26 protein-coding genes and 1 riboswitch are annotated in these 24,240 nt (G+C 33.9%); of the genes, 18 read left to right on the forward strand and 8 right to left on the reverse strand.

Annotated elements, in window-relative coordinates:
• Positions 1-119 precede the first annotated feature (119 nt).
• Positions 120-307, reverse strand: a riboswitch (cobalamin riboswitch).
• A gap of 222 nt (positions 308-529) precedes the next feature.
• Complete coding sequence (locus MRBLBA3_RS02160) at positions 530-1,087, reverse strand: PadR family transcriptional regulator (RefSeq protein ID WP_000062078.1); 558 nt, start codon at positions 1,085-1,087, stop codon at positions 530-532.
• Positions 1,088-1,178: 91 nt separating this feature from the next.
• Positions 1,179-2,720: an MDR family MFS transporter gene (locus MRBLBA3_RS02165; protein ID WP_000388063.1), complete on the reverse strand. Its 1,542-nt coding sequence runs from the start codon at positions 2,718-2,720 to the stop codon at positions 1,179-1,181.
• 615 nt (positions 2,721-3,335) lie between these two features.
• Here MRBLBA3_RS02165 and MRBLBA3_RS02170 point away from each other — a divergent pair.
• On the forward strand, positions 3,336-3,836 hold the full coding sequence (locus MRBLBA3_RS02170) for a hypothetical protein (protein ID WP_000708186.1): 501 nt from the start codon (positions 3,336-3,338) through the stop codon (positions 3,834-3,836).
• A 31-nt stretch (positions 3,837-3,867) separates the two neighbouring features.
• Here the strand turns inward: MRBLBA3_RS02170 and MRBLBA3_RS02175 are convergent, their stop codons facing one another.
• Entirely contained in the window at positions 3,868-4,101 is a 234-nt protein-coding gene (locus MRBLBA3_RS02175; RefSeq protein ID WP_000939454.1) for an SPP1 phage holin family protein, read from the reverse strand.
• 164 nt (positions 4,102-4,265) lie between these two features.
• On the opposite strand from MRBLBA3_RS02175, the gene MRBLBA3_RS02180 reads away from it, so the two are divergent.
• Together MRBLBA3_RS02180 and MRBLBA3_RS02185 are read left to right on the forward strand one after the other, a co-directional pair.
• Positions 4,266-4,919, forward strand: coding sequence for a diguanylate cyclase domain-containing protein (locus tag MRBLBA3_RS02180; protein WP_000875437.1), 654 nt, complete (start codon positions 4,266-4,268; stop codon positions 4,917-4,919).
• A 552-nt stretch (positions 4,920-5,471) separates the two neighbouring features.
• A complete protein-coding gene (locus MRBLBA3_RS02185; RefSeq protein ID WP_044737689.1) occupies positions 5,472-6,134 on the forward strand; it encodes a YkyA family protein in 663 nt (220 codons plus the stop codon).
• A gap of 31 nt (positions 6,135-6,165) precedes the next feature.
• Here the strand turns inward: MRBLBA3_RS02185 and MRBLBA3_RS02190 are convergent, their stop codons facing one another.
• Entirely contained in the window at positions 6,166-6,624 is a 459-nt protein-coding gene (locus MRBLBA3_RS02190) for a YkyB family protein (RefSeq protein WP_000804854.1), read from the reverse strand.
• 141 nt (positions 6,625-6,765) lie between these two features.
• On the opposite strand from MRBLBA3_RS02190, the gene ppx reads away from it, so the two are divergent.
• Positions 6,766-8,340: an exopolyphosphatase gene (gene ppx / locus MRBLBA3_RS02195; protein ID WP_363379651.1), complete on the forward strand. Its 1,575-nt coding sequence runs from the start codon at positions 6,766-6,768 to the stop codon at positions 8,338-8,340.
• Positions 8,341-8,448: 108 nt separating this feature from the next.
• Positions 8,449-10,557: a polyphosphate kinase gene (locus MRBLBA3_RS02200; protein ID WP_363379653.1), complete on the forward strand. Its 2,109-nt coding sequence runs from the start codon at positions 8,449-8,451 to the stop codon at positions 10,555-10,557.
• 167 nt (positions 10,558-10,724) lie between these two features.
• Here the strand turns inward: MRBLBA3_RS02200 and MRBLBA3_RS02205 are convergent, their stop codons facing one another.
• Complete coding sequence (locus MRBLBA3_RS02205; protein WP_000283735.1) at positions 10,725-10,961, reverse strand: hypothetical protein; 237 nt, start codon at positions 10,959-10,961, stop codon at positions 10,725-10,727.
• A 97-nt stretch (positions 10,962-11,058) separates the two neighbouring features.
• Positions 11,059-11,916, reverse strand: a complete 858-nt coding sequence (locus tag MRBLBA3_RS02210; protein ID WP_000724520.1) for a metallophosphoesterase — start codon at positions 11,914-11,916, stop codon at positions 11,059-11,061.
• A gap of 194 nt (positions 11,917-12,110) precedes the next feature.
• Between MRBLBA3_RS02210 and fadH the strand changes: the two genes are divergently transcribed.
• From fadH to MRBLBA3_RS02225, 3 genes are all read left to right on the forward strand, one after another.
• Entirely contained in the window at positions 12,111-12,875 is a 765-nt protein-coding gene (gene fadH / locus MRBLBA3_RS02215) for a 2,4-dienoyl-CoA reductase (protein WP_000660900.1), read from the forward strand.
• A 253-nt stretch (positions 12,876-13,128) separates the two neighbouring features.
• Positions 13,129-14,346 (forward strand): EAL domain-containing protein, encoded by a 1,218-nt coding sequence (locus MRBLBA3_RS02220; RefSeq protein WP_000564296.1) that lies wholly within the window; start codon positions 13,129-13,131, stop codon positions 14,344-14,346.
• A 183-nt stretch (positions 14,347-14,529) separates the two neighbouring features.
• On the forward strand, positions 14,530-15,018 hold the full coding sequence (locus MRBLBA3_RS02225) for a DUF3993 domain-containing protein (RefSeq protein WP_001233796.1): 489 nt from the start codon (positions 14,530-14,532) through the stop codon (positions 15,016-15,018).
• 26 nt (positions 15,019-15,044) lie between these two features.
• Here MRBLBA3_RS02225 and MRBLBA3_RS02230 read toward each other — a convergent pair whose 3' ends face one another.
• Positions 15,045-15,281, reverse strand: a complete 237-nt coding sequence (locus MRBLBA3_RS02230) for a glutaredoxin domain-containing protein (protein WP_000717868.1) — start codon at positions 15,279-15,281, stop codon at positions 15,045-15,047.
• A gap of 232 nt (positions 15,282-15,513) precedes the next feature.
• Here MRBLBA3_RS02230 and MRBLBA3_RS02235 point away from each other — a divergent pair, with 232 nt between their 5' ends.
• The 10 genes from MRBLBA3_RS02235 (at position 15,514) to MRBLBA3_RS02280 (ending at position 22,532) form a co-directional block, all read left to right on the forward strand.
• Entirely contained in the window at positions 15,514-15,750 is a 237-nt protein-coding gene (locus MRBLBA3_RS02235) for a YkuJ family protein (protein WP_000055151.1), read from the forward strand.
• A 173-nt stretch (positions 15,751-15,923) separates the two neighbouring features.
• A complete protein-coding gene (locus MRBLBA3_RS02240; protein WP_000440501.1) occupies positions 15,924-16,073 on the forward strand; it encodes a hypothetical protein in 150 nt (49 codons plus the stop codon).
• A 74-nt stretch (positions 16,074-16,147) separates the two neighbouring features.
• Complete coding sequence (locus MRBLBA3_RS02245) at positions 16,148-16,666, forward strand: ribonuclease H-like YkuK family protein (protein WP_363379656.1); 519 nt, start codon at positions 16,148-16,150, stop codon at positions 16,664-16,666.
• 127 nt (positions 16,667-16,793) lie between these two features.
• Positions 16,794-16,985 (forward strand): antirepressor AbbA, encoded by a 192-nt coding sequence (gene abbA / locus MRBLBA3_RS02250; protein ID WP_000409964.1) that lies wholly within the window; start codon positions 16,794-16,796, stop codon positions 16,983-16,985.
• Positions 16,986-17,151: 166 nt separating this feature from the next.
• Positions 17,152-17,595, forward strand: coding sequence for a cyclic-di-AMP-binding protein CbpB (gene cbpB, locus MRBLBA3_RS02255; protein WP_000623577.1), 444 nt, complete (start codon positions 17,152-17,154; stop codon positions 17,593-17,595).
• A gap of 177 nt (positions 17,596-17,772) precedes the next feature.
• Entirely contained in the window at positions 17,773-18,657 is an 885-nt protein-coding gene (locus MRBLBA3_RS02260; RefSeq protein ID WP_002077049.1) for a LysR family transcriptional regulator, read from the forward strand.
• A gap of 71 nt (positions 18,658-18,728) precedes the next feature.
• Entirely contained in the window at positions 18,729-19,451 is a 723-nt protein-coding gene (gene dapD / locus MRBLBA3_RS02265; protein WP_000783246.1) for a 2,3,4,5-tetrahydropyridine-2,6-dicarboxylate N-acetyltransferase, read from the forward strand.
• Positions 19,452-19,513: 62 nt separating this feature from the next.
• Positions 19,514-20,644, forward strand: coding sequence for an N-acetyldiaminopimelate deacetylase (locus MRBLBA3_RS02270; protein ID WP_000218685.1), 1,131 nt, complete (start codon positions 19,514-19,516; stop codon positions 20,642-20,644).
• A gap of 272 nt (positions 20,645-20,916) precedes the next feature.
• Complete coding sequence (locus MRBLBA3_RS02275; RefSeq protein WP_001167316.1) at positions 20,917-21,783, forward strand: hypothetical protein; 867 nt, start codon at positions 20,917-20,919, stop codon at positions 21,781-21,783.
• Between the two features lie 83 nt (positions 21,784-21,866).
• Positions 21,867-22,532 carry a potassium channel family protein gene (locus tag MRBLBA3_RS02280; RefSeq protein WP_002160673.1) on the forward strand — a complete coding sequence of 222 codons (666 nt, stop codon included), beginning with the start codon at positions 21,867-21,869 and terminating at the stop codon, positions 22,530-22,532.
• Between the two features lie 38 nt (positions 22,533-22,570).
• On the opposite strand, the gene rnjA is transcribed toward MRBLBA3_RS02280, so the two are convergent.
• Complete coding sequence (rnjA, locus tag MRBLBA3_RS02285) at positions 22,571-24,238, reverse strand: ribonuclease J1 (protein ID WP_000670372.1); 1,668 nt, start codon at positions 24,236-24,238, stop codon at positions 22,571-22,573.
• Between the last annotated feature and the right edge of the window lie 2 nt (positions 24,239-24,240).

Here is a 24,240-nt window from a genome sequence, read left to right on the forward strand (position 1 = left end):
CCCTAATTGAAAGTAAGCATTTCCGTTTACTAGGAAATACCTGTAACAAAAAGCATAAAGGCATAGAAAAATAAGCCTTCCTTTTTGTTCTTAACACCTCATCATCATCCGTGAGTCTACCAGTGTTGTTAAAATAGGCAGGTCTCCTGACTTATGCTTCATATAATTTCTTTCACCTTCCCGTTTTCACAGTGGCACAAAAAAGAAATCTTAGCATTTACAGTGGCGGGACCGTGTTGGAGTTTCACCAAACTTCCCTTTTAAACACGAAATGAAATGTTCGTGTACCTATTTTCCTTTTGAAAGGAATGTAACAAGCAATATGATATTGAAACAAATTCTAACACAATTTTCGGAATTTTGTCCACTGTTTTAAAATAAGAAAATTCTAAAGTTTTTTATTTATTTTATTCAGAAAATTAAGAATTTATAGTAGGGATTTATTATTAAAATGAGGGTATTTTGAGTTGTGGGGAATAATTATAGTATTAGGTTTTTCTAAAAGAGGGGGCACCTCTTTTAGAAAAACCTAATCATTATCTACACCTATTTCTGAAAGACGACCTACAGAAGCATCTTGTAAGAGTGTGTTTAGCCAACGTAACTCAACGTTAATATGCTCAATGACGCTTTGTAAAATATACAGTTGAGCACGAGGAACTAGTTGTTTGTTGTGATCGTATATCGTTTGCATTGTATGTAAATATAGCATTGTATCATCTCTCTTTTTTTCCAAAATAGGAACTAGTTCTTGTTCGTCGCTAAAGTGAGCGAAAGAGAGCGCAGAATAAATAGGTTTATATATTTGGTTTTTCGCTTCAAATTGTTTTAATAATAAAGTGTGGAAAAGGGCTTTTCCTTCTTCTGTTATATGGAAGATTGTTTTATCTGGTCTATTCGTATCTCGAACAATATGGGTAACGCTAATCGCACCTTGTTTTTCTAATTGCTCGAAGGCATAGTATAGCGATCCTTTGGCATATTTAATATAACAATCCATTTGTCGTTCTTTCATTATATGTTGAACTTCATATGGATGTTTATCTCCTTCGAGTAACAAGCCGAGAATGACTAACTTCATGCTCATGCTGTCTCAACTCCTGTATATAGAAACTTTATATATATTATAAACGGTATATCCTCTTTCATAAAGGGATATACCGCTTCGTTTTTCTATATTAGCTTACTTGTTTTTGTTTTTGCTTCGTTTTCGGACCTGTTAAAAGACGTTCATTTCCCATAAGTAAAATACAAACTATACTTAGTACAGCTGGGATAAGTGCCCAGAAAAATGTATTGGCAATAGATGTTGCAAGAGCATCCTTAATACCACTCAGTACTTCAGGAGGTAGTTTGTCAGCGGCATTTGGTGATAATAAAAAGCTAGTGTCTCCACCTTTTGGAGCCATTTTTGCTAGTTCAGGTGGGAATACAGTGCTTAATTTATCAGTAAAAATATGATTTTGAATTGTACCGAAAATCGTTACACCAAGGGTCATTCCAAGTGAACGGAAGAATGAGTTCGTTGATGTAGCAGAACCGCGATCTCTCATTTCTAGTTTATGAATAGATGCCATACTTAAAACTGAGAAGGAGAATCCAACTCCAAGTCCAGCAAGCACCATAAACATTGTTACAAGTGTACGAGGTGTTTCCATTGTTAAAGTACTTAGTAAATAAATACCAAGAACGAAGAACACTCCGGATGCTATCATGATGTTACGATAACTTGTTCGTGAAGCTAACTGTCCGCCAGTTTGACTTCCAATTACAGACCCTACCATCATGGGTGTCAAAATTAATCCAGCATTTGAGGCTGAACCACCGAGAACACCTTGAACGAAGATTGGAATATAAACTGTACAGATGATAAAAGCTGCGCCATAGAAAAAGGCAACACCTTGGCTAGCTGCAAATAAAGGTTTTTTAAATAAATGGAAAGAAATAATAGGTTCTGTTGCGTTTCTTTCTACGAAGAAGAAGATAATAAGCGTAATAACAACAGTTGAAAATAAACCAATAATCACATTAGAGTCCCATGCATATTCTTTACCGCCAAGTTCCAGGGCAAACATTAAGCAAACGATACTAACGACAAGTGTAATAGCACCAGCCCAGTCGATTTTTTGTTTTCGATATTCTAGAGACTCGTTGTAGTATTTAGTAATGAAGAAGAAGGAAATAAGTCCTAATGGTATATTAATATAGAAGACCCAGTGCCAACTTATATAATCTGTAATATAAGCACCTAATAGAGGCCCGAAAACACTAGATGTTCCGAAAACGGCACCAAATAGACCTGTCATTTTCCCTCGTTTTTCAGGTGGGAATATATCATACATAATTGTAAATGCGATAGGCATCAGAGCGCCACCGCCAATTCCTTGAATGGCTCTATAAATACTTAGTTGTTCAATACTTGTTGCTGTCCCGCAAAGTGCAGAACCGAATAAGAAAAGAATTAGTCCACCAATATAAAAGCGTTTCCGTCCGTACATATCAGATAGCTTACCGAAAATAGGCATACCGGCCATTGTTGCTACCATATATGCAGATGTGACCCAAACGAATTTGTCGAACCCTCCTAAGTCTCCAACGATTGTTGCCATCGCAGTTGCGACTATTGTGTTATCCATTGCTGCCATTAGAATACCAAGTAGTAAACCAGCAACAACAAATTTTGTTTTACTTGCTTCGTTTTTTGATAGTTGTGCTTCCAAAAGTAGCCCTCCTTTAATAAAAATTACACTAACTTAAGTTTTTAGATGCAGTGCATGAAAAATCTTTGTGTGTAGTTTGTTTCATTTCCTCTTTATTTATAAAAATTGAGCCTACATGATATAAAGAATGGAAATCATAGATTATATTATAGTCAAATTTGACTAAAAGGCAAATGTTTTCTATCGCCAAATTATTTTATCCCGCTTTAACGGGCAGTAAGACTTCCACCCCCAAAATTCGGCGAATGCGAGGAAGTTAGGCGGGAGTCGGGCCGTCCGTAAAAGCCCGATTGGTGAGGGCTAATAATCAGTGGGGGATGGACAAAACACCCACTGATTAAAGTTTCACTTCATTATATTGACAAAAAGAGAGAGCAAGAGTTGATTTTGTTATGTAGTCAAGGAAGGAAATTGTAAAAAAATATTTAATAAAGAATAACCTGTGCCAACCTATTAAAAATGGTTTTTTCTTTATATTGTCGAATAGGATAAAAGGAAAAGAAAAATTAAAGGTGGTTTGTAACAAGCTCAATATTTTTTCTAAGTGTAGTTTATTGCGTCGGGAGGCAGAATAAAGTTGTATAGATGATACATCTGGAATGAGGTGAATATATTATGAAAATATGGAAACGAATTTCGGATCAAGGAAGGTATTCTATACCGTTACAGCCGGTTTTGTGGATTGATGGTTCTAAAAAGGACACGGAAGCACCAAATGTAGCAGTCGCATTACAAATCCGAAGTATGTATAAAGAAAATTTTTCATATGAGATGATCTATGATGTTAATGACATACTAATTATTCGACTTGAAGTTGAAAATAAAGGCGTTGAAATGATTTCGCGAGTAGTTGTAAGTCATATGATTCGGGATTATTTCGCGTATATTCCAAACTCTTTAAAAGCAGATAAGGGAATAAGTGAGTTTTTATTTCAGCTCGTAAGGTGGCGAATCGATAATTTATCGCCGGGTGAAAAGGTAGAATTAATTTGTCAAATAAAAGCAAATAAAGATAAAGCTCCTCCAAATTCATTATTTCAGGCTACATATACATTTCAATATAAAGGAGTATCATATGGACCGCTACAAACAAATGAAGTGGTTGTCAGAAAATGAGAAAAAGGAACCTACGCGAAAGGTTCCTTCTTTAATGAAGATTATGCTTCTTGAGTAATTTTTTTTGTTCCATTCCTTTTTTTCCAACATAGTTATTTTTGTATCCAAAATATAGAATGAATAGAAATGAAATAACATTTACTATAGCGTCAATTTGATCGTTTGTAATGAAGTTTATTCCGAAAGAGTTAAATAGTAATTTTAATGATAATAAAAAGCCAGCTAGTAAGCGCATAATATCTGATAGATTTTCTTTTTGAAGCATATATATCACTCCTTTCTAAAAACGATATATATTATATATATGAAATAAATTAGAAAAGGTATACAAGCTTAAGTAGAAATGTACATTAAATATGTACATTTTTTATTTTGTAGAAAAACATTATTGTTATAGAAACATATATTGGTATAAAAAGGGGGGAGAGTATGAAATATAAAGGGAAAATTAGTGGGTTATTACTTGGGAACACAGTTGCGATTACAGAATGGATCGCACTTCAGGATGTAATCGCTAAGCTAGATTCGCGATCATTTTTTACCGTCTTTATTATTTATATATTGCAAATGATACTAAGTTGTTATTTTGGACATTGGTACGATAAAAGAGCGAATACGCATGAAAATATTGAAGCAGGAGGAATGACGAACAACGATTTTGTCGTTGATTTTTTCGGGAAAGTAGCTGCTTTATCAGAAAGAGATTCTCGTAATATTACAGTGTATATCCTTTCTGTAAAAGAATGGGATGTATTAAAAGACACAGTGCAAGGAAAAAAATTAGATGAGTTAGTCCAAAGAGTAGAACGTACAATTGTAAAGACAGTTCGAAAGGGTGATGTAGTGACGAGGTGGGATGAAAATAAATATGTTATCGTAGCTGTTGATAATGGCTATGAAAAGTCAACAATAACAAATCGATTAATCAAAAATATTCAAAATGAAATAGCGAATGATTTATTAAATGTCACACTATTATTTGGGGCTGCAAGTTATCCGATAGAAGGGAAAACTTTTGAAGATTTGCTTAGAAAAGCACAAAATCAATTGTATAATTATAGAAACTTGCAAAGTCATGAATGAAATTTTGATTTGAAGAAGTATGATATAAAGAGTTTTTTGTAACATTTTTTTGACTTTTGTTACAAGGAAAACTTTTTTTGTAACAAAAGTCTTTAAAAATATATGGAATCAGCATATAATTGTGTGTGGATGTATCAATGCATTTTGCACAATGTTTTCAGTTTAAAAGTGTAGAGGAAAACATGCTCTGCACTTTTCCTTTTTAAGAAATTAAAAGAATCTTTGTAAGAGTTGCGAGGTCATCTTCGCACTATGTAAAATGGACAAAGAGGTTATTTGGTAGAAAGCGAGAAAGGGAATGATAGACGTGAGAGGTTTTAGATTATCTTTTATCAGATGAAACATTATAGTGTTTCTTGCAGTAGGTAAGATTACAGTAAATACCTTTATGTTTTAAGACATTACATAATTTCAAGTGCTAAAATTGTACAAGCAGTATAAATAATTATTGATGATCTTCGTAAAAAAGATGCGAGCGTGAAATAGATAAAGAAGTTACATGTTTTCATGGGATTTTTGGCACGATGATCGTTTACTAATAGGAGGAAAAAGATGTTGAAATATAGTAAATTAGCAATTGTAACTGCATTATCAATGACTTTACTAGCCGGTTGTTTCGGACCGAAACCAGAAGAGGAATTATATGTTGCATTTGAAAATGCTGCAAAGCAAGAAAAAACAATGTTTGAAGATGCGAAGAAACTTGAAACTTTAGAGAAAGAGGGACAAGAATTATATAACCAGATTGTTCAAGAAGGAAAAGATAATAATCAAGCTGTTAAGGAAAAACTGAATCAAGCAGCGAAAAATACAGATGAACGAGAAAAAGTGCTTAAAAAAGAAAAAGAATCTTTAAATAAAGCACAAGAAGAAGTGAAATCAGCAGATAAATATGTGAATAAAATTGAAGATAAGAAATTGAAAGATCAAGCGGATAAAGTGAAAAGCACATATGAGAAACGACATGATTCATTTAACAAGATGTATGATAGCTATAATAAATCGTTAAAACAAGAAAAAGAATTATATACAATGTTACAAGATAAAGGTACGAAATTAAAAGATATTAGTGAAAAAGTAAAAGTAGTAAATCAATCTTATAAGGATATTGAATCAGAAAAAGACAAGTTTAATGAATTTACGAAATCTTATAATACAGAAAAAATAGCTTTTTATAAACAAGCAAATATTAAAATTAAAGAAGAGAAAAAATAAAACAGTTTGGCCTATATTAGGCCAAACTGTTTTATTTTTTTGTATAGGTACGGCTATACCATGGAACTGGTTCGCTTAATTTTTTTTCTTGTTTTAACGCTTCAGGACCAATATAATCTTGCAGTGTTTTTTTTGCTATTGTTAAAGATAAGGTTGTTTTCGGATTTCGGTAGGAGGATTCAAGGTGACCAAGATGCGGTAGGGTGCGAAAATCATCTTTCGTAGGAGGGATATGGAAAAAATAATCACCTAAACGTATAAGAACATCGGATTGTTGTTGACTAAAACGTGGATTTCTAGAAAAATGTAATCCTTCTTTGATAGCCTTCTTTTCAGTAATTAAGCGTTCTAAAGCAGTCTTTTTTAACCAGTATAAGTACTTAGGGTTAGTTGCAGCTTTAGCATGACGATTCACAACGAAAATAGATTGAGCTAGTCTATTAATAGAATGTTGGTTATGTAATTGAGATTGTGGTTGTGAAGGTTTCATATTGAATCTCCTTTCAAGTTTTCCTTATTATAGCATAAATAAAATGGGTTTTTATTATATGCAAAAAGTAATTGTATATATTTTCAATATTAAAGCAATATTGTTACAAAAAACAACTATTTTGTATAATAGTAATAGAATATGTTTCAGAAATTTGATAATGAAAGAGTGAGAAGTTTGAAAGAAATATTAAAACAACAATATGCCATTATAGACATTGGTTCTAATACAATGCGCTTAGTTATTTATGAAAAGCAAAACGGAGGTTTTTATAAAGAGATTGAAAATACGAAAGTGGTCGCTAGGTTAAGAAATTACTTAGTAGATGGTGTATTAAGTGAAGAAGGAATGGAAGTATTGTTACAAACATTATTTCAATTTCAAGAAAGTACACGATTTCATAAGTTGCATCATGTGCTTTGTGTCGCAACGGCAACAATTAGACAGGCAGAGAATCAAGATGAAATTAAAAAACTTGTTGAAGGACAAACAGATTTTACTCTTAGAGTTTTATCAGAATATGAAGAAGCGCGTTACGGTTATTTAGCAGTTATGAATTCTACTTCATTTTCAGAAGGAGTTACAGTTGATATTGGTGGCGGAAGTACGGAAGTTACATATATTAAAAATAGAGAGATTTTAGAGTACCATAGTTTTCCTTTTGGTGCGCTTTCTTTAAAACAACAATTTATTAAAGGTGATATTCCTACTAAAGATGAATTAGAGGGAATTCAAGAGTATTTAGAATGTCAATTTCGAACGTTACCATGGTTGATTGATAAAAAATTGCCTCTTATCGCAATTGGTGGTAGTGCGAGGAACTTAGCGAAAATCCACCAAAATTTAATAAGCTATCCTATAGCAGGAGTACATTTATACAAAATGAAAGAAGAAGATATTGAAAATGTAAAAGGTGAATTGGAAAAACTATCATTTATCGAACTTCAGAAAATGGAAGGATTGGCAAAAGATCGAGCTGATACAATTGTTCCAGCGGTTGAAGTATTTCGTAAGCTTGTGAATATTATAGAAGCAACGGCATTTGTATTAAGCAGAAAAGGATTAAGAGAAGGTATTTTCTATGAAGAGTTAACGAAAGATTTAGGGATTTCATATTATCCGAATGTAGTTGAAGAAAGCTTGCATTTATTATCACACGAATATGAAATGGATATGGAATTTGTTATTCAACTTATCAAACATGGAAGGGTGATTTGTCAACAGCTTGAAGAAATAGGACTTATTTCTGTTTCAATAAAAGACTGGGAAGCATTCCATCAAGCAGCGAAAGTATTTAACATCGGAAAATATATAGACGAAGAAGCGAGTCGTTTACACACGTTTTATTTATTGGCGAATAAAACAATTGACGGCATGATGCATAAAGACCGAGTTAGATTAGCGCTTATTGCCTCGTACAAATCAAAAATGTTATTTAAACAACATTTAGCTCCATTTGAAGGTTGGTTTGAGAAAAGTGAACAAAAAAAAATTCGGTTATTAGGAGCTGTTTTGCAATTTTCAGCTGCTTTAAATGTGAGACAAAGATCGCTTGTTGAAACGATATCTATAACAGAAAGTAATGAAGGATTAACATTTAGAATTGTATGTGAGCAATCGGCATTAGCAGAAAAAGTGCAAGCTGAAAAGCAAAAAAAGCAGCTGGAAAGAGTATTGAAAACGAATATTAACTTATCATTTGAATCAAAACGTTAAGTTGTACGGATGTCTTTACAAAAAATTAACACTTTGGAATATTGTAATTTGATAAAATAAAAGTAACTAAATTATAGTAAAAAAGTTTCAAAGGGAAGTGTGAAGAGAATGGAATTGCTAAAGGGGAATTTAGTAAATTTAAATGATACAGCTTATTATAATAACCGTGAGTTGAGCTGGCTAGCTTTTAATGAACGTGTACTACAAGAAGCGCAAGATGAAAATAATCCACTTTTAGAAAGATTAAAGTTTATTAGTATTTTTAGTTCAAATTTAGATGAATTTTTTATGGTGCGCGTAGCAGGTTTGAAAGATCAAGTAAGTGCCGGATTTAATCAGCCAGAAAATAAAGCGGGTTTAACACCGAAGAAACAGTTAAATAAGATTGCGATAAAAGCTCATGAGTTAATGACTGTACAGTATGACACGTTTAAAGGTTATGTATTGCCAGCGCTTGAACTAGAGGGGATTGAGCGTCTAACATTCCATGATTTGACGAAAGAGCAGAGAGAATTTATAGAAGAATATTTTGATGAACAAATCTTTCCGGTATTAACTCCTGTAGCTATTGATGCGTATCGTCCATTTCCAATGTTATTAAATAAAAGCTTGAATTTAGCTACTATTTTATATGATGAGAAGCAAGCAGAGGAAGAAAATCGTACGAAGTTAGGAATTGTCCAAGTGCCTTCTTTACTGGAGCGTTTCATATTTTTACCGAGTGAAGGGCAAAAACATAAATTTATTTTATTAGAAGATGTAATTAGTGGTTTTACTCATAAATTATTCACAGGATATAACGTATCACCCGTTACTCGTTTCCGTATTACACGTAATGCGGATTTAACAATCCATGAAGAAGGTGCACGCGATTTATTAAAAGTAATTGAAAAAGAACTGAAAAAGCGTAAGTGGGGAGCTGCCGTTCGTTTAGAAGTCGGTAAAGAACACATTGATGAAAGAGTGTTAGCGTTATTGTATGAGGTGTTGGAAGTAAAAGATGAAGATGTGTACATGATGGATGGACCGTTAGATTTAACATGTTTATTCTCCTTATATAAAAAATTAGCGCCTTTATATGAACATCTAGTATATCCGGCTCTTATTCCCCAACCTCCTCAAGATTTAGGTGATGAGGAAGATGTATTTGAAAAAGCGATAGAACATGATATTTTATTACACCATCCCTTTGAGTCGTTTCAGCCAGTCGTTGATTTTGTCCGTGATGCGGCAGATGACTCGAATGTACTTGCAATCAAACAAACATTATATCGTGTAAGTGGAGATTCTCCAATAATTCAGGCGTTGAAGATAGCAGCTGAAAAAGGGAAACAAGTGACGGTATTGGTTGAGTTAAAGGCGAGGTTTGATGAAGAGAATAATGTTCATTGGGCTAAAGAATTGGAACAGGCCGGATGTCACGTTATTTACGGAGTAAGTCACTTGAAAACGCATAGTAAAATTACGTTAGTTGTAAGAAGAAAAAACGGAAAAATTGAAAGGTTTGTACATCTTGGAACCGGAAATTATAATGATGCAACAGCGAAGTTATATACCGATTTTGGATATATTACATCGCGAAAAGACTTTGGTATAGATGCAACAAATTTCTTTAATTATTTGAGTGGCTATACAACGAAACCGCATTTTCATCATTTATCTGTTGCACCATTTGATATAAGAGAGCAATTTATGGATTTAATAGATGAGGAAATCCGTTACCATAGACAATATGGAAATGGATATATTATCGCTAAGATGAATTCGTTCACAGATAAGCCGTTAATAAAAAAAATGTATGAAGCATCGCAAGCTGGGGTAAGGGTAGAGCTCATCGTTAGAGGGACATGTTGTTTAAGACCTGGGATTCTAAATGTAAGTGAAAATATTCGTGTAGTTAGTGTTGTGGGAAGATATTTAGAACATAGTCGTATTTATTATTTCCATCATAATGGAGATGAGAAAATATACTTATCTTCAGCTGATTTGATGACACGAAATATGGAAAAACGAGTAGAAATATCTTTCCCAATTTTAGATATTGAAATGAAAGCGAGAATAAAGGCAATTTTACAGCTTACTTTAGCTGATAATGTGAAAACACGTGAACAAAATAAAGATGGTGACTATTATTATATTATTGATAGTGGTGCAGAAGAAATTGATAGCCAAGTGAGTTTATTTAAGATGGCTTATCAAAATACAGATGCTGAATAGTGGGAATATAGTAAAAACCTCTTAGTGCAATTAAGAGGTTTTTACTTTTTTTCTCTACTCATATGTTCCTAAAATGGAAGAATGAGTAGAGAGAATAGTTTTTATTATAAGCGTGTGATGAGTCGGTTCCTTGAGAGAATAAGATTTGGAAGAATCGCTTTTTTTAATTAGTAATAGTATGGTTGCTGACAAGGCCCTCCGTAGCAAGGAAAGGGTGCTGGTGGTGGGAAAGGTGGTGGATAAGGCGGATAAAACGGTCTAGGGCCGAAAGCTAATGCTCCGCCGAGTAATCCTCCAGCAATTCCGGCTAGAAATGGAACACCGAAAAATGGAAAGAAGCGTGAGTCGCCTGCTGGGCCAATAGGTGCTGAACGAACTGGGATTGGTTGATAATATGGATACATGAACAAACCTCCTTTATTGGACTCATTTTTATCATATGGTAGACCAAGCGTGGATGAGCGAGTACAAGAAAGGATAAGTAAGAAAATAGGCGAATTGTTACAAATGTTGTAGGGTGAAGAGTGTAATTTCGGGTTTTGACATAAAGCGGAATGGGACACGTGTTCTTCCAATACCTCGATTGACATAGAGAGTCAAATCCTGAATGTTATAGAAACCTTCAATATATTGTTTTGCAAGCGACGGAGTAATAATAGCACCTAAAAAAGGAATTTGTACTTGTCCGCCATGGCTATGACCAGAAAGTTGAAGGTTGATTGGATATGTAGCGATTTGTGGCGCGATATCTGGTTCGTGAACGAGAACAATTGTATAAATATTTTGTTTTGCGTGCTGTAAAGTTTCCGCTATTTTTGGTTTACCTAGTAGTACATCATCGAGCCCGAAAATGGAAATTTCACTATTATCCAGTAAACGAATTCGCTTTTCACTATTTTGTAAAATTTCAAATCCCGATTCACGCATGATGTGATCATAGTATTCAGTTCCATATCCTCCATGGTCGTGGTTGCCATAAATAGAAAATTTACCGAAAGGTGCTTGTATATTCTTTAAAATGGATGCCACAAAAGGAGCCTCGGTATATGTTTGATAATCATCAATGAGGTCACCAGTAAAAAGGACAATATCTGGCTTTGCAGCATTGATTTTGGAAACAATTTGAGATAAATGTTGGAGAGAGAGATAGTATCCTAGATGTAAATCGCTAAATTGAAGAATTTTCATACCATGAAAACTTTTTGGTATGAGTTGTGATGTAAGTGTGTGTTGGGTAAAAGAAAGCAAATAGGGTTCTATATATTTAGCATAATAATAGCCGATGCTAGCGGTTATAAATGAATATAGACAAGTGCGTATTCCAGCTTTTAAAAAATTTCTTCTTGTAATTTTTTTCATATACAGGTTACTTGAATCTCCTTTCAGTTTTTTTAAAATATATTTTAAATATTAAAAAAATATTATAAATTGCGAAAAAAGGAACGAAAAGAAGTCTCTTCACGTTAAAATATCAGAAAATATTAAAAATATAAAGATTTCTGTTAAATAAAATGATAAAATGAATGTGTATTCATTTTTTGGAGGGGATGTATGTGAAAGAGAAGGTAGTTATTATAACAGGTGGATCAAGTGGAATGGGAAAAGGAATGGCGACTCGTTTTGCGAAAGAAGGGGCACGAGTAGTTATTACAGGACGTACAAAAGAAAAATTAGAAGAAGCAAAGATTGAGATTGAACAGTTTCCGGGGCAAGTATTACCTGTACAAATGGATGTACGAAATACGGATGATATTCAAAAGATGATTGAGCATATTGATGAGAAGTTTGGACGAATTGATATTTTAATAAATAATGCAGCTGGAAACTTTATTTGTCCAGCAGAGGACCTATCTGTGAATGGCTGGAATTCGGTCATTAATATTGTATTAAATGGTACATTTTATTGTAGCCAGGCTGTCGGAAAATATTGGATTGAAAAAGGTATAAAAGGAAATATCATTAACATGGTGGCAACATATGCATGGGATGCAGGGCCAGGAGTTATTCATTCAGCAGCAGCTAAAGCGGGTGTATTAGCAATGACTAAAACGCTTGCTGTTGAGTGGGGACGTAAATATGGGATACGAGTTAATGCTATCGCACCAGGGCCGATTGAACGTACGGGCGGTGCCGATAAATTATGGATTTCAGAAGAAATGGCTAAGCGTACAATACAGAGTGTCCCACTTGGTAGGTTGGGGACACCAGAAGAAATCGCTGGTCTAGCTTATTATTTATGTTCAGATGAAGCTGCATACATAAATGGAACTTGTATGACAATGGATGGTGGCCAACATTTGCACCAATATCCATTTTAAAAGGATGAAAAATGAATGATTTATTCATTTTTCATCGGTAAAATGTGACAGAATTGTGACGCGTGAGAGAAAGGTGTTTACAAAGGGGAATATATACGGTATATTTAAGACCTCTTTTTTCTTCATAGTAGAATTGCTAATTCCCCTTAGCATTTTACCCCTCTAATCCCTTCAGGAAAACTGAAGGGATTTTTTATTATTTTTCCGTAAATATCGTGTTATAATTTTTGAAAAGTAAAGGGAGGGAAGCACGTTGATAGATGCATTAGATATAATGAGTAACTTGGATAAAGTCCTTCCTTATTATCAAGCTATTTTTAGTGCTGATGAGCATACAGTAATTGGATATGAAGTTGTAGGACGTATTCAAACAGAAGAGGGCATACAAAGTTTAGCATCTTTCTTCCATGATGATTCTATTCCGAGTGAGTTCCAACTGGAAGCGGATAATATCATAGTAGAAAAAGCGTTAAATAGGTATTTAGAAACAGATCAAAAATTATTATTATTTATACATCGGAATGCCAATGTATTAATGAATGATGAAGATGAAAGTTTACTTCAACTTTTATTGATGTATGAAAAACAAGGTTTAAATTTGAACCACATTGTTTTAGAGATTACAGAACATGAATGTAAAGAAGATATCGAGCAATTTAATCATTTGCTGATGTATTATCGTACATATGGTATTCAAATTTCGATTAATAAAGTTGGAACGGGTACAAGTAATTTAGAACGTATTAGCGTGTTAGCACCGGATATTTTAAAAGTAGATTTAACAAACCTAAGGCAAACTGCACTTTTACAATCTTATCAAGATATTTTATATTCCTTATCTTTACTTGCTAGAAGAATTGGTGCGACATTGTTATATGAAGAGATAGATGCTTTTTATCAACTACAATATGCTTGGAAAAACGGTGGTAGATATTATCAAGGTAATTATTTGAAAGAATGTTTACCTGATTTTATTGAAACGAATGTTTTAAAAGAGCGACTTGGTAATGAATGTCATCAATTTATTCTGCATGAGAAGAAAAAGTTGCAAAAAATTTATAATTTAACAGAGATGTTACGTGATCGAATTGGTGATGTTCTGTCAAAACAAAAAAAGAATGAAGATATAAATGACTGGTTATTACAATTTAGCCAAAGTGTATCACAATGTAGTTTTCGGATATTTATTTGTAATGAAGATGGTTTCCAGCAATCAGGTAATGTTATGAAAAAAGATGGGGAATGGATTGTGATGCCAGAGTATTATATGAAAAACTGGAGTTGGCGTCCGTATTTTCTCGAGAATATCATGAAAATGCGTTTTGAAAATAAGGCGCGACTTTCAGATTTATATGCCGATATTGAAACTGGTGAAATGGTACGAACATTTTCTTTCCCGATTGATGATGAAAACTTTTTATTTATAGATTTATCTTATGAATATTTATATGAAGAAGATGTTTTATTTTAATGCACGAAGTGATTCGTGCATTTTTTTGTTTGTTTTTATCATAAATTGGTAATAGTGAAAATAATAATGAAAATGCTGTCTATCGTTGTAAAGATTTTACGAACGAAATCATCCCTGTTTTTGCATAATCATTGTTACAATGAATACTACAAAGACAAGCTCTTTTAAAAGGAAGGTGAAAAAATGAGGAAATATGGAATATGGTTTGTTCTATTTATATGTGTTGCCTTTCTAGTTGGCTATAGTGTCACAACTGTTTTAGGGAAAGAAGAAGTGAAAGTGGATCGGAAAGAAGTGTTTACAACGATACAAAAAGGTTATGAGACGCAATTTTCAATTCGAGGGAAACAAATACCAATGAATAAGATGATAGAGACGTTATCACCATATTTTACAAATAATTTCCTTCAAGTTTTTACGGATGAAAACAGTAGAAATGAAAAACAAAGTGGTGAGTATTTACTTCCAGCAAAAGAAGCTCCGTTTTCCTTTAATTCAGAAACAAAAATGTCATATGATGAGGAACATAAAAATTTATACGTCTATGAACGGGCAAAAAGTGGACAATATCAAATTGTGACATTACAAAAGGATAATGGGAAATGGAAATTAGCAGGGTATCATGAAAGTCAGGAACTTTTGGCTGAAATAAAAAGGTTACAACAATTATGAGAATAGGAATAGGTTTCTCCCTATTCCTATTCTATACCAAGTAGCTGTTGTAATTTTTCAATTTGAAAACCTGCGACAACTTCTCCGTCAATTACAACTGTTGGAGTTGAATAGGAGTCATAATCATATAAAAGACGATTGCGTGCAGCGGCGTCTTTTTTTACGTCAAATTCTTCATACACAACGTCATTATGTTTTAAAAATTCTTTCACAATGGTACAAGGCGGACAATCAGGCTGTGTATAAACCTCAATTTTTTTCATTGTAATTCCTCCCTTTTTCTGTGTTTTATTATATTCTGTCAGTATAAAAAGAGCAATAAAGAAGGAAAAAGATATTCTTTCTTCTTTTTCCTTCGTATTTCGACAAATTTTAGTTGAGTTTCTGTCCAAGAACCTTTATCCTAGACTGTGGAACATTTTTTCTGTTATGACGGATAGAATGAGTATAGCTGTAAAACCTATTGGTAGGAAGATCAGAGAAAGGAGAGATTTCATGTCTCTACTCCAAGGAATTTTAACTCGACTTGTTAGTCTACAAGAACAAGCTGAAAGCGGTGAAGTAGCACAACGCTATTTTGAAGTGAACGGTGAGCGCAAATGTAGCGTGAAATTTTTCGATAAAAGTGAAATGTATGAGTTAGAAGTGTATCAACAAGGTGAAAAACCTCAAGTGTATCAATTCGACAACATCGACATGGTTGCAATTGAGATTTACGACATCATTTCTTGATACATATAAAAAAGGTACTGCCATTTGGCAGTACCTTTTTTAGTTATATTAATTAATAGGCTATACAGGTAGTGGAAGTCGCAATCAAATAAAAGAACTTCCACAAATGTATATGTATAGGAATTTTTTATTTTTCCTACAATGATAGTAAATAGTAATAGGAGGTGAAAAGGATGGAACGCTTACCGATTGTTATTTGCCCTAATTGTCATAGTCATGCTGAAATGAATCATGTATTAACTGCTCAGTCTAATCAAAATGTAATTTATACGTGTAGGTTTTGTCAGTATGTAATCCGAAATATTGAAACGAATAAAGGGTAGTGAGTTATAATTTTTGTTTTTGTCCCATACAATGAGAATACGAAAAGTCTGTCTAATTGAAAGGACGTGACTATGTGGACGGTGAACATACATTTTATAATGTTTCTGAGAGACATTTGAATTTTGATATGGTATTTAACCGCATTTGTAGTTTCATTGAAAAGGATCCGCGAAATTTATATCGCTTATCTATTGGGACAGACTCACAAGCGCATCAAGAGGATACGAGGTTTATTACAGCGATACATATTCATCGGGTTGGAAAAGGAGCATGGGGATGTTTGCATCACAAATCAGTAAAAAATAAGCCAGCAACTTTGCGAGAGAAAATATATTTAGAAACGCAGTTTAGTCAAGAAGTTGCCTGTCTATTTACTCCAAATCATATACAAACAATCTGGGATTTATTGCACCCATACGCTCAAGATGGAGCGGGATTCATAATGGAAATTCATTTAGATATTGGGAATGATGGTTTAACAAAAGAATTTATTTTAGATATGACGAAGAAAATTCAAGCGATGGGATTAACAGCAAAAATTAAACCGGATGCTTATGCGGCGTTTAGTTATGCGAACAGGTATACGAAATAATGTGAAATGGTTTCTATATACTCGCAGTTATTAAATATCTTTATTAAAAACTGAATATTACATCTATTAAATAAGTTGAAAATTTTATATAATAAGAGTGATGATGCGAGGGCAAGGAGAGGGACATATGGAAAAGGAATTTGTTTTAACGAGAGAAGAAGAAGATTTATTGTTGGATATTCTGTTTCAGCAAAATTATGCGAGCGAAATTTTAGCGGTGGAGCTCACAGACATTGAGAATGGTTTAAAACAGACAGATGTGACAAAATATAAAAAAATCACAAGATTGTTTTACCGATTAAAAAATAAAGGGTATTAAGCGCTACCGGAATGGTAGTCTTTTTTTTATGTTGTATGCTAAAATAGCTGTGTATCTTTTTTATTAGAAGAATGTCGGGACAAAATAATAATATGAAAACGCTATCATAAAATGTGAATAGGATCAGAGAATATAAGCAGGAAAAAGGGAAAATGGGGGATGTAACATGATTAGTATTCCGAAAGATGAGTTTCAACAAATTCTTGTGAAGGATTTAATGATTTCATCAGAAAAAGTAGCACATGTCCAAATAGGGAATGGTTTAGAACATGCTTTACTCGTTCTTGTGAAATCTGGATATTCGGCGATTCCTGTTTTAGACCCTACGTATAAATTACATGGGTTGATTAGTACTGCTATGATTTTAGATGGTATTTTAGGATTAGAGCGCATTGAGTTTGAAAGACTTGAGAATATGAAAGTGGAACAAGTGATGAAGGAAGAGATTCCAGTTCTTATGTTAGAAGATTCCTTTGCAAAAGCTTTAGAAATGACAATTGATCATCCTTTTATTTGCGCTGTCAATGAAGAAGGTTACTTCGAGGGTATTTTGACACGTCGAGCTATTTTAAAATTGTTGAATAAAAAAGTGAGACAGCATAATCGATAACATAGGAAAAGTGACTTCATATAAAAGGAGAAGTCACTTTTTTTCGTGCATATCAGTTGTGTATGTATTATATTTAAAAAGACATAAAACATAAGAAAAGTTTGAACTAACAAACCGTTCTAATGTATAAAATTATTCAATTAAATTAAAGATGAAATGCTTATTAAAATTAGGTGTATGGAAGCTAAGGAAAGAGGGAGAAAGTTGCAAATCGATGATTTTCAAATGATGGTTGTGTTAGCTCAGGAATCAAATATGAGAAAAGCGGCGGAACGTTTATTTGTTTCCCAACCTGCGCTTAGTCAACGATTACAATCTATGGAGAAACAATGGGGAATGAAATTTTTTATTCGTTCACAAAAAGGATTGACAATTACACCTGAAGGGGAAAAAGTTGCAAATTATGCAAAAGAAATGTTACAAAAAGAAGAGGATATTAAAAGTGAACTGGCTCTTTTTAGAACGGAAACATATGGTACGCTAAAAATAGCCGTTGCGTCAGTCATTGGTCAATATTGGCTTCCACCTGTTTTGAAAAAATTTGTGCATAAGTATCCTTCTGTGAAGATATCTCTGTTTACTGGCTGGAGTAGTGAAGTGCAAAAGCAATTTTATGAAGGAGACGTTCACGTCGCCATATTAAGAGGGACACAAGAATATAAAGGTCAGAAGCAACAATTATTTGAAGATGAATTATACTTAGTTGATAAAGAAATAAAAGATATTTCAATGTTAAAGGAAACAAATAGACCTTTTATTCAATTTAAAAGTGATTCGACCTACTATGGACAAATACAAAATTGGTGGTATGGATTATTTTCCAATCCACCTAAGCGAACGATTGTAGTTGACCAAATTGAAACGTGCAAACAGCTTGTTTTAAATGGTATAGGCTATGCTCTTTTACCTTCGACTGTTTTAAAAGAAGTGCAGGAAAACATGTATAAAACACCTGTTCAATTAACGAGAGAAACATGGTTATTGACGAGTGACTCGGCAAGGCAGTTGAAGCAAGTGCAAGCATTTTTAGAAATTATAGAAGAAATTCAAATGGAAAAATAAGATTATTGTCTTGCTACTCGCCCTATCGTTTGGTAGAGTAACATTATAAATGGATTTAGGAGGCAACAAGAATGAAAATGATGGACGCTAACGAAATTATTTCGTTTATTCAAAAGAGTGAAAAGAAAACTCCTGTAAAGGTATACATAAAAGGGGATTTAAAAGAAGTAACATTCCCTGAAACAGTACAAGCATTTGTAAATAAAAAATCTGGTGTATTATTCGGAGAATGGTCTGAAATTAAGACAATTCTTGATGAAAATAGCAAGAACATTGTTGACTATGTAGTTGAGAACGATCGTCGTAATTCTGCAATTCCAATGCTTGATTTAAAAGGTATTACAGCTCGTATTGAGCCAGGCGCAATTATTCGTGACAATGTTGAAATTGGTGACAACGCTGTTATCATGATGAATGCAACAATTAATATCGGTGCTGTAATTGGCGAAGGTACTATGATAGACATGAACGCAGTGCTTGGTGGACGTGCAACAGTTGGTAAAAACTGTCACGTAGGTGCAGGTGCTGTACTTGCGGGTGTTATTGAGCCACCTTCTGCAAAACCAGTTATCGTTGAAGACGATGTTGTAATTGGTGCAAATGTAGTTGTTCTAGAAGGTGTTACAGTAGGTAAAGGTGCAGTTGTAGCAGCGGGTGCTGTTGTAACAGAAGATGTGCCTCCATATACAGTTGTTGCGGGAACTCCAGCACGTGTAATTAAAGAAATTGATGAGAAGACAAAGGCAAAAACTGAAATTAAACAAGAGCTTCGTCAATTAAACCCAGGGAAATAAAAAAACAAAAAGCGTAAGAGCATGAATGTGCTCTTACGCTTTTTATAGATGGAGGTGTAAAAATGACAGTAAGTAAGTTTGTCCAAGTTCGTAGAGATTTACATAAAATTCCGGAAATCGGATTTAAAGAGTGGAAAACACAACAGTATATTTTAAATTATATAGGAACGCTCTCTAATGAATATTTGGAAGTGAAAACATGGAAAACAGGTGTAATTGTTAAAGTAAATGGGAAAAATCCGGAAAAAATAATAGGTTATCGTGCAGATATAGACGGTCTACCAATTACAGAGGAAACGGAATATGACTTCTCTTCTATCCATGAAGGAATGATGCATGCGTGTGGGCATGATTTGCATACAACAATTGGTTTAGGCCTTCTAACAGCGGCTGTAAGCGAAAGAATAGACGATGATCTTGTGTTTATATTCCAACCAGCTGAAGAGGGTCCAGGTGGTGCACTTCCTATGTTAGAAAGTGAAGAGTTAAAAGAATGGAAGCCGAATATGATTCTTGGGCTTCATATTGCGCCTGAATACCCTGTGGGAACAATTGCTACAAAAGAAGGTTTATTATTTGCGAATACATCAGAGTTATACGTTGATTTAAAAGGAAAAGGTGGACATGCTGCATATCCGCATACAGCAAATGATATGATTGTTGCAGCGAGTCATCTCGTTACACAACTACAATCAGTTATTAGTCGTAATGTGAACCCTCTTGACAGTGCGGTAATTACAATTGGGAAAATCACTGGTGGCACAGTCCAAAACATCATCGCAGAAAAGTCTCGTTTAGAAGGAACGATTCGAACGTTATCAGTGGATTCAATGAAACGTGTTAAAAGCCGAATTGAGGCAATTGTTGCGGGAATAGAAGCTGCTTTTCAATGTGAAGCTGTTATTGACTACGGAGCGATGTATCATCAAGTGTATAACCATGAAGAGTTAACGAGAGAGTTTATGCAATTTACTCGTGAACAAACGAATATAGATGTAATTACATGTACGGAGGCAATGACAGGTGAAGACTTTGGTTATATGCTTCGAGAGATACCTGGATTTATGTTTTGGCTGGGAGTAAATTCAGAATATGGTTTACATCATGCGAAATTAAAACCAGACGAAGAGGCTATTGAGAAAGCGATTGTATTTTTAGACCAATATGTGAAGTGGAAGGGAAATCGAAAGTGAACTTCCACGCTAATTGTGCAACAGTTTAGAGTGGGAACTTCTTAGTTCCGAGACTAAAATATCTTTCATATTTGTTAGTGTTAGACATTTTCATACAAATGAGTAAAGTTACATTTGGCGTTTTAATAATGAGCAGGGGGTTTTTAGCCACTGCTCATTATTAATTATTGCTAATAGAAAAGATAATTATTTAACTACCTATATATGTTTACTTTTAGTATGAAAAGTGTGTAAAATCAATGTGATACATAGAAAAAAGGGTGGGGAATTACGTGCAAATTAGCAGTGCGATTTTATGTTTCGTCTTATATGCATATGTTATTATTGCGGCGGTTTATTTTGGGATAAGTTTTTACGCCTATCGTTTAGCAAATAATAGTGAATATGAAGAAACATACAAATGGGTGAAAAGATATTTGTCACCTGTACTAGAAATTATGAATGGATTTGTTCTTTTTTTATTTATTGGATTAATTGCTTTCTCAACGAGCTTAGTAGGGAATAAGACTACATTATTTGTGCTAGGTATCATTATTTTTATGCTATTAGGAATTCGGATTGGTAATACGGTATTTTGGAATGAAAGAAAAGTAGATGGTTGGACGGGAATGCTAATTCCATGTATGTTAGCTGCAATCGTGACGAATATAGAACATGAATATTATCAATTACATTTTTGGCTTATCATTGTTTTAACAATCCTTTCTGTTTTGTATATAAGTACTGTCGTGCTAACATACATTGCAAATGAAAAAGGCGATGCAAAAGGTACGCGCTTCTTTAGAGGACGTGCATTATTATGGAGTGTGCCGACGATGGCAGTTATAGGAATTATTGCGATATTAGTAAATGGATATCAATTTACTAATTGGCAACTGTATTTAGAAACTTGGTGGATTTTTATTGTTTCGTTTATAGCTTTTTTAGGCGCAACACATTATTTATTCCATCAACATCATTATATATTGGCATTGTTATTCGCATTTACACAACTATTATTTGCTTTTTTCGGACAAGAAACGTTATTGTTCGTTTTTGAAACATTTAGTTCATTTGGAAATATATTTGTATTCGGTATGTTAATTTTCGGTATCGCATTTTATTTACAACAGTATTTTTATATGCAAAAACAAAAATAAGAATTATATACAGGTTTTTGTAGCGAATCTAAAGTATGTTACAATAAAAGTACATAGTATTTGATGTTATTGGAGGAATTCCTGTGGGCGAAAAAGAGAAAGAATTTGCTGTTATTGGGCTTGGGCGTTTTGGTGGAAGTATTTGCCGAGAACTCGCTCAATTAGGTATGGAAGTAATGGCAATTGATTCAGATGAGGATAAAATTAATGAGTTTGCAAATATAGCTTCGCATGCCGTAATTGCAGATTCAACAGATGAGATGGTATTAAAAAGTCTTGGTATTCGCAATTTTGATCATGTAGTCGTTGCTATTGGAGATAATTTAAATTCAAGTATTTTAACAACGTTAATTTTGAAAGAATTAGGTGTGAAAAATATTACTGTGAAAGCTCAAAATGACTATCATGAAAAAGTGTTAAGTAAAATAGGGGCCGATCATATTGTGCATCCAGAACGGGATATGGGAAAAAGGATTGCAAATAATATTGCATCAAGTAATGTGTTAGATTACCTAGAGCTTTCAGATGAGCATAGTATTGTAGAGATTATTGCAAATAAAAAAATTGATGGGCACTCTTTAATTGAATTAGATATTCGTGCGAAGTTTGGGTTGAACATTGTAGCAATTAAACGTGGAAAAGAAGTTATCGTATCTCCTCGAGCTACAGAAAACATTCAAGTGGGAGATATATTAATTGTAATTGGTCATGACGATGAAGTAGATCGTTTTAAGCATTTTTTAAGATAAGAGAAAAGGACAATGCCGAGGAGGCATTGTCCTTTTTCTTATATTTCCATAATGATTGGTAAAATCATTGGACGGCGTTTCGTTTTTTCGTATAGGAATGGTGCTAATGTGTCTGTAATCTCATTTTTAATTTCAGACCATTGTGTTGTTTTTCGCTCCATTACTTTTTCTAAATGTGTTGTAATTAATGTTTGAGCATCGTTGATTAAATCGCTGCTTTCACGCATATAAACGAAACCACGCGAGATGATATCAGGTCCTGCTGCAACTTTAAATTCTTTCATATCAATGCTTACAACTACAATAACAAGTCCTTCTTCAGAAAGAATGCGACGATCACGTAATACGATATTCCCGATATCTCCAATACCATTTCCATCGATATAGACAGAGCCAGATGGGATTTTCCCAGCTACGCTTGCTTCATCAGAACGTAAAGCAAGAACATCTCCATTATCCATAATGAAACAATTTTCTTCTGGAATACCACAATCATTAGCTAATTTCATATGCATACGCTGCATACGATACTCACCATGAATTGGCATGAAATATTTCGGCTTAATAAGACGTAACATTAACTTTTGTTCTTCTTGTCCACCGTGTCCACTCGTATGAATATTTGAGAGTTTACCATGGATTACATCAGCGCCAGCACGGTACAACATGTTAATTGTACGACTTACACTAATTGTATTGCCTGGGATTGGTGAAGAAGAGAAAACAACTGTATCGCCAGGGATAATTTGAATTTGACGATGTGTACCATTGGCAATACGTGAAAGTGCTGCCATAGGCTCCCCTTGACTACCTGTACATAAAATAACAACTTTATTAGCTGGTAGGCGGTTTAGCTGAGATGTGTCTATGAATGTATCCTTTGGACATCGGATATAACCAAGGTTTTGTCCGATTTCAATAGCTGCTTCCATACTTCGACCAAATACAGCTACTTTACGATTATTTTCAACAGCGGCCTCAACAACTTGTTGTAAGCGATGGATATTCGATGCAAAGGTTGCGAAGATAATACGACCTTCTACTTTGCGGAATATATCTTGAATACTATCACCAACACGGCGCTCAGACATCGTAAAGTTTGGTACTTCACTGTTTGTACTATCAGATAAGAGACAAAGTACACCGTCTTTTCCGATTTCAGCCATTTTTGTTAAATCTGCTGGCTCACCGACTGGTGTGAAATCGAATTTGAAATCACCTGTATGAACGACTTGTCCTTGAGGTGTTTTCACAACAACTCCGTATGAATCTGGAATACTGTGAGTTGTACGGAAGAAGGAAACAGATGTCTTTTTAAATTTAATAACATCATCTTCTTGAATTTCATAAAGTTTTGCTTTACGAAGTAATCCGTGCTCTTCTAATTTGTTTTTTATTAGGGCAATTGCTAATTTTCCGCCGTAAATTGGAATGTTTACTTGACGTAATAGATAAGGAATTCCACCAATATGATCTTCGTGACCATGTGTAATGAATAACCCTTTAATTTTATCTTCGTTTCGCACAAAATAAGTGTAATCTGGTATTACATAATCGATCCCGAGGAGTTCGTCTTCTGGAAATTTAATTCCAGCGTCAATTATAATAATTTCATCTTGAAATTGAACAGCATATGTATTTTTACCGATTTCACCAAGACCACCAAGGGCAAAAACGGCAGCTTGATCATTTTTTAGAAATTTCATAT

It is taken from the genome of Bacillus sp. LBA3-1-1.1, assembly GCF_040676495.1.
Taxonomy (GTDB): Bacteria; Bacillota; Bacilli; order Bacillales; family Bacillaceae_G; genus Bacillus_A; species Bacillus_A nitratireducens.

What these genes read in the sequence shown, in the direction of transcription:
- MRBLBA3_RS02160 (WP_000062078.1), bottom strand. Translation starts at nt 1,087, where the DNA reads ATGAGCATGAAGTTAGTCATTCTCGGCTTGTTACTCGAAGGAGATAAA.
- MRBLBA3_RS02170 (WP_000708186.1), top strand. Translation starts at nt 3,336, where the DNA reads ATGAAAATATGGAAACGAATTTCGGATCAAGGAAGGTATTCTATACCG.
- MRBLBA3_RS02175 (WP_000939454.1), bottom strand. Translation starts at nt 4,101, where the DNA reads ATGCTTCAAAAAGAAAATCTATCAGATATTATGCGCTTACTAGCTGGC.
- MRBLBA3_RS02180 (WP_000875437.1), top strand. Translation starts at nt 4,266, where the DNA reads ATGAAATATAAAGGGAAAATTAGTGGGTTATTACTTGGGAACACAGTT.
- MRBLBA3_RS02185 (WP_044737689.1), top strand. Translation starts at nt 5,472, where the DNA reads ATGTTGAAATATAGTAAATTAGCAATTGTAACTGCATTATCAATGACT.
- MRBLBA3_RS02190 (WP_000804854.1), bottom strand. Translation starts at nt 6,624, where the DNA reads ATGAAACCTTCACAACCACAATCTCAATTACATAACCAACATTCTATT.
- ppx (WP_363379651.1), top strand. Translation starts at nt 6,766, where the DNA reads ATGTTTCAGAAATTTGATAATGAAAGAGTGAGAAGTTTGAAAGAAATA.
- MRBLBA3_RS02200 (WP_363379653.1), top strand. Translation starts at nt 8,449, where the DNA reads ATGGAATTGCTAAAGGGGAATTTAGTAAATTTAAATGATACAGCTTAT.
- MRBLBA3_RS02205 (WP_000283735.1), bottom strand. Translation starts at nt 10,961, where the DNA reads ATGTATCCATATTATCAACCAATCCCAGTTCGTTCAGCACCTATTGGC.
- MRBLBA3_RS02210 (WP_000724520.1), bottom strand. Translation starts at nt 11,916, where the DNA reads ATGAAAAAAATTACAAGAAGAAATTTTTTAAAAGCTGGAATACGCACT.
- MRBLBA3_RS02225 (WP_001233796.1), top strand. Translation starts at nt 14,530, where the DNA reads ATGAGGAAATATGGAATATGGTTTGTTCTATTTATATGTGTTGCCTTT.
- MRBLBA3_RS02230 (WP_000717868.1), bottom strand. Translation starts at nt 15,281, where the DNA reads ATGAAAAAAATTGAGGTTTATACACAGCCTGATTGTCCGCCTTGTACC.
- MRBLBA3_RS02235 (WP_000055151.1), top strand. Translation starts at nt 15,514, where the DNA reads ATGTCTCTACTCCAAGGAATTTTAACTCGACTTGTTAGTCTACAAGAA.
- MRBLBA3_RS02240 (WP_000440501.1), top strand. Translation starts at nt 15,924, where the DNA reads ATGGAACGCTTACCGATTGTTATTTGCCCTAATTGTCATAGTCATGCT.
- abbA (WP_000409964.1), top strand. Translation starts at nt 16,794, where the DNA reads ATGGAAAAGGAATTTGTTTTAACGAGAGAAGAAGAAGATTTATTGTTG.
- cbpB (WP_000623577.1), top strand. Translation starts at nt 17,152, where the DNA reads ATGATTAGTATTCCGAAAGATGAGTTTCAACAAATTCTTGTGAAGGAT.
- MRBLBA3_RS02260 (WP_002077049.1), top strand. Translation starts at nt 17,773, where the DNA reads ATGGAAGCTAAGGAAAGAGGGAGAAAGTTGCAAATCGATGATTTTCAA.
- dapD (WP_000783246.1), top strand. Translation starts at nt 18,729, where the DNA reads ATGAAAATGATGGACGCTAACGAAATTATTTCGTTTATTCAAAAGAGT.
- MRBLBA3_RS02270 (WP_000218685.1), top strand. Translation starts at nt 19,514, where the DNA reads ATGACAGTAAGTAAGTTTGTCCAAGTTCGTAGAGATTTACATAAAATT.
- rnjA (WP_000670372.1), bottom strand. Translation starts at nt 24,238, where the DNA reads ATGAAATTTCTAAAAAATGATCAAGCTGCCGTTTTTGCCCTTGGTGGT.